At 64.2% G+C, this 4,069-nt stretch carries 7 protein-coding genes; 2 read left to right on the forward strand and 5 right to left on the reverse strand.

The window, feature by feature from the left end:
• A partial coding sequence (locus tag EN994_RS20965; protein ID WP_164746049.1) for a glutathione S-transferase family protein occupies positions 1-421 on the reverse strand: 421 nt, incomplete at its 3' end.
• 160 nt (positions 422-581) lie between these two features.
• On the opposite strand from EN994_RS20965, the gene EN994_RS20970 reads away from it, so the two are divergent.
• Complete coding sequence (locus EN994_RS20970; RefSeq protein WP_013528623.1) at positions 582-1,388, forward strand: undecaprenyl-diphosphate phosphatase; 807 nt, start codon at positions 582-584, stop codon at positions 1,386-1,388.
• Between the two features lie 80 nt (positions 1,389-1,468).
• Here EN994_RS20970 and EN994_RS20975 read toward each other — a convergent pair whose 3' ends face one another.
• Positions 1,469-1,846: a YraN family protein gene (locus tag EN994_RS20975; protein ID WP_063169659.1), complete on the reverse strand. Its 378-nt coding sequence runs from the start codon at positions 1,844-1,846 to the stop codon at positions 1,469-1,471.
• Positions 1,839-2,753 carry a 16S rRNA (cytidine(1402)-2'-O)-methyltransferase gene (rsmI, locus tag EN994_RS20980; protein ID WP_063169658.1) on the reverse strand — a complete coding sequence of 305 codons (915 nt, stop codon included), beginning with the start codon at positions 2,751-2,753 and terminating at the stop codon, positions 1,839-1,841. Before rsmI ends, EN994_RS20975 begins: the two co-directional genes overlap by 8 nt.
• A 149-nt stretch (positions 2,754-2,902) precedes the next feature.
• Between rsmI and EN994_RS20985 the strand changes: the two genes are divergently transcribed.
• Positions 2,903-3,091 (forward strand): hypothetical protein, encoded by a 189-nt coding sequence (locus EN994_RS20985; RefSeq protein WP_013528626.1) that lies wholly within the window; start codon positions 2,903-2,905, stop codon positions 3,089-3,091.
• 73 nt (positions 3,092-3,164) lie between these two features.
• On the opposite strand, the gene EN994_RS20990 is transcribed toward EN994_RS20985, so the two are convergent.
• Both EN994_RS20990 and EN994_RS20995 read right to left on the reverse strand, forming a co-directional pair.
• Complete coding sequence (locus tag EN994_RS20990; protein WP_013528627.1) at positions 3,165-3,602, reverse strand: EamA family transporter; 438 nt, start codon at positions 3,600-3,602, stop codon at positions 3,165-3,167.
• A 25-nt stretch (positions 3,603-3,627) separates the two neighbouring features.
• Positions 3,628-3,951: a low molecular weight protein tyrosine phosphatase family protein gene (locus EN994_RS20995; protein ID WP_013528628.1), complete on the reverse strand. Its 324-nt coding sequence runs from the start codon at positions 3,949-3,951 to the stop codon at positions 3,628-3,630.
• Positions 3,952-4,069: the final 118 nt, after the last annotated feature.

Raw genomic sequence — 4,069 nt, forward strand, 5'->3', positions numbered from 1 at the left:
CCGCCGGGACGGCGCCGGAGCGGGGGGCGCCGCCGCCCGCCGTTTCCGGCATGACCGGCTTCAGCACGCGCTCACGCACCAGATGGCGGGTGACTTCGCTTTCAGCCTTGTTGAGATACCAGTCGATGAGCCGGCGGATTTCGGCGCGCTGCATCGGGTCCTCGGCGAACAGCCGCTTGTCGCGCTTCAGCACGCCGCGCGTTTCATCGAGATATTCCGATATGACCGTCGCGCCGACGATCGGCACGTCGCCTTCGGCCAGCAGGATCGGCAGCGTGCCGGCCGGGTTCAGCGCCAGGAACTCCTTGCGCCGGGTCCACGGCTTTTCCTCGATCAAAGCCAGCTCCTCGCCATACTCGCCGAATGCGAGGCGGACGAAGCGACAGGTGGCGAACATGGGATGGTGGAAAAGCGTCAGCATGGTTCCGCGATGATAAAGCGCACTGGCGAATCGCAGGGCGCACCGGTAAGTCTTGGCCGCCCGGTTAGCGGGCCGTCAGGGTGTTGCGACCTATAGGGGGACTTCAACGCCATGACAAGCAAGCCCTTCTGTCAGCCGTCATGCCAATGCCGAGGTAGCCATGGAAAGCCAGACCATCGTCGAAGCCCTGCTGCTCGGCCTGCTGGAGGGGCTGACCGAGTTCATACCGGTGTCCTCGACCGGCCATATCCTGCTCGCTGGCCATTTCCTCGGCTTCCACTCGACCGGCAAGGCCTTCGAGATCCTGATCCAGCTCGGCGCCATCCTGGCGATCCTCAGCGTTTATTTCCGCCGCCTCTGGAAAATGCTGCTCGAACTGCCGCACGACCGACTGACCAGGCATTTCGTCATCGGCATCCTCATCGCCTTCCTGCCGGCGGCATTCATCGGCGCGCTGGCGCATGATTTCATAAAGACGGTGCTGTTCGAATCGCCGAGGCTGATCTGCATCATGCTGATTATCGGCGGCGTCGTGCTGCTGGTGGTCGACCGCATGAACCTCAAGCCGGTTTATCGCGACGTCGAGCGCTTCCCGACCCGGCTTTACCTGCAGATCGGGCTTTTCCAGTGCCTGTCGCTCATTCCCGGCACATCGCGTTCGGGCTCGACCATCGTCGGCGCCCTGCTTTTGGGCGTCGACAAGCGCGCGGCCGCTGAATTTTCCTTCTTCCTTGCAATCCCGACCATGGTCGGCGCCTTCGCCTTCGACCTGTTCAAGAACCGCAACGTGCTGAGCAGCGCCGACCTGCCGATCATCGCCGTCGGCTTCGTCGCCGCCTTTGTCACGGCGCTCATCGTCGTGCGCTTCCTGCTCGATTACGTCTCGCGCAAGGGTTACTCGCTGTTCGGCTGGTGGCGGCTGGTGGTGGGCGGTGTCGGGTTGGTGGCGTTGATGATCTGGGGGTGAGGAGTGTTCCGCGTAGCGGCCCTCACGCTTCGTCCCACGGGCTCCGCCCGTGGATGACGAATGAAGGAGGGCTGCCCCCTCTAACTCTTCCCATAAAACGCGTTCTCGACATGCACCGGCCAGCGCCAGGGCAGCACGGCGACCATGTCGAAGCGCATCGACAGCCTGCCGTAGTCCGCTTGGCGCGACAGCCAGATGTCGGCCGCGCCTTCTATTCGACGTTCCGATTCGTGGCCGATCGCCTCCATGGCTTCCATCAGCGACCGGCGCGCCTTGACCTCGACGAACAGCACCAGGTCGCCGCGCCGCGCGATCAGGTCGATCTCGCCGAAGCGCGTGCGGTGGCGGCGCGCCAGGATCCGGTAGCCCTTCAGCATCAGCGCTGCCGCCGCCAGCCATTCGCTGCGATGGCCGCGCCGATAGGCTTTTTGGCGGCTGGCGCTCGGGCGTTCAGCCACCGTCGCTTTCTCCCGAAGCATCCTTGAGCTCCAGCAATCGCCGATAGAGCGCCTGTTTCTGGCCGCCGGTCATCTTCGCGGCTTCCGCCGCCGCCTTGGAGGCCGGCATCTCGGCGGCAAGCGACAGAAGCAAACGGTCGATGTCGGCGGGTTCGTCGACCCTGGCCTCGGCCGGAGCGACGCAGACGACGATCTCGCCCTTCGGCGTATCGGCCGCGGCATAGTGGTCGGCCAGCGCCTGCAGCGTGCCGGTTCGCATCTCCTCGAAGGTCTTGGTCAATTCCCTGCCGATCGCGGCCTTGCGCTCGCCGCCCAGCGCTTCGACCATGGCACCGAGGGATTCGGCCAGCCGGCGCGGCGATTCGAAGAAAATCAATGTCGCCGGCACGGCTTTCAGTGCCTCCAGCCGCGTCAGCCGCTGCCCGGTCTTCACCGGTAAAAATCCGGCGAACATGAAGGCATCGGAGGGCAGGCCGGATGCGGTCAACGCCGCGAGCGGCGCCGATGGGCCGGGGATAGGCACGACGCGAATGCCGTGGTCGAGCGCCTCGCCGACCAGCCGGTAGCCGGGATCGGACACCAGCGGCGTGCCGGCATCGGAGATCAGCGCCACGCTCTGTCCGGCCTGCAGCGCCGCGATCAGCTTCGGCCCGGCCTCGCCGGCATTATGCTCATGATAGGCTGTGGTGCGGCGGCGGATGCCATAACGGTCGAGCAGCACGCGCGACACCCGTGTATCTTCGCAAGCGACGATGTCGGCGGCGGCCAGCGTCTCCAGCGCGCGCAGCGTGATGTCGGCGAGATTGCCGATCGGCGTCGCCACCAGATAGAGCGCCGGCTCCAGCGGCCGGGCCGCGATCTCGGTCTGCCCGACCACATAGCTGCGCTTGCCCGTCTCTGCGGTCACTGATCAAGTCTCCGTTCGACCCTGTTTGGCACGGCTGACGCGGGCTTGCAAAAGCTGACGCCGATGTAAGGAATTCGCCTTTCCTTTGCCACAGTGGGGAACCAAACCGGCGTTGGCAGATTAGCCCCCTGATTCCGGAGGAGGACAGGATGGACAGCCTCAAGATACAAGACGCTTTCGAGCCCTACTATGCCGGCCGCAACCGCGTTGCCACCCCCAGGGACAAGCGCCCGTCTGCCAAGACCGAGCACAGCCTGACCGAAGAGCGCGTCGCCAGCACCTTGCCGACGAACGTCAGCCTTTCCGACAACAAACCCGACAGCACGACGGAGCACTGACCGGACGATGCCCAATCGCTTCGATATCTTCATCACCCGTCTTGAAACGAAGAACGCACGCCATGGCGCGCAACTACCCTCGATAGGCGACCAGCACAGCACCCGCCGCGATAAGGGCGACGCCAAGCCAGTTCGCTCCGGACAACCGCTCGCCGAGAAAGGCCGCGCCAAACACCGCCACAAGCACGACGCTTAGCTTGTCGATCGGCGCCACCTGCGCCGCATTGCCGATCTTCAGGGCGCGAAAATAGCAGAGCCATGAAGCGCCGGTCGCCAGACCGGACAGGGCGAGGAAAGCCCAGGTCTTTCCCGAGATCGTAGCCGGCGACTGGAACTGGCCGCTGGCGAGCAGGATGGCACCGAGCACGATCAGGATGATGATCGTGCGGATGAAGGTGGCGAAATCGGAATTGATGTTCTCGATGCCGACCTTGGCGAAGATCGCCGTCAGGGCAGCGAATGCAGCCGAGAGCAGCGCCCAGAATTGCCAGGAGGATACGGTCAGGTTCATGCGGGTGGCCTTCGCGGATTGCGTCTTAACCGAGATACCGTGAAACGCGTGCCTTCAGAAGGCCAATCAACTCCAGATCCATGAATTCATAATCGTCAGGTATGTCGAGGCAGATCACACGCGCCTTCTTCAGGCTGGCCCTGAATTTCTTCTGCAGCTTGGTGCGGTGCGCCTTTTCCATGACGAAGATGATGTCGGCCCAAGCGACCAGCTCATGCGTCAGCGGCGTGTCGGCATCGTGGTTGGTTCCGGCCGAGGCCACCTCGATATCGCGGCGCGTTGAAAACACCTGTTCGGCGGTCGGGCTGCGCAAGCGGTTCTGGCTGCAGACGAAAAGGACGTTCTTCAAGGGTTAGCGCGCCAGATCGGCGACCACCGCGTCGAGCACGATCATGCCGGCGGCCGTGGCGCGCAGGCGCGCATTGCCGATCGGCGCCACCAGCCCTTCGCCCTGCAGCATCGACAAC

The sequence above is a fragment of the Mesorhizobium sp. M7A.F.Ca.CA.002.09.1.1 genome (genome assembly GCF_003998555.1).
In the GTDB taxonomy this organism is placed as follows: Bacteria; Pseudomonadota; Alphaproteobacteria; order Rhizobiales; family Rhizobiaceae; genus Mesorhizobium; species Mesorhizobium ciceri.

Bases quoted from the DNA above. Each gene is read 5' to 3' on its own strand.
- EN994_RS20970 (WP_013528623.1), top strand. From the start codon at position 582: ATGGAAAGCCAGACCATCGTCGAAGCCCTGCTGCTCGGCCTGCTGGAG.
- EN994_RS20985 (WP_013528626.1), top strand. From the start codon at position 2,903: ATGGACAGCCTCAAGATACAAGACGCTTTCGAGCCCTACTATGCCGGC.
- EN994_RS20990 (WP_013528627.1), bottom strand. From the start codon at position 3,602: ATGAACCTGACCGTATCCTCCTGGCAATTCTGGGCGCTGCTCTCGGCT.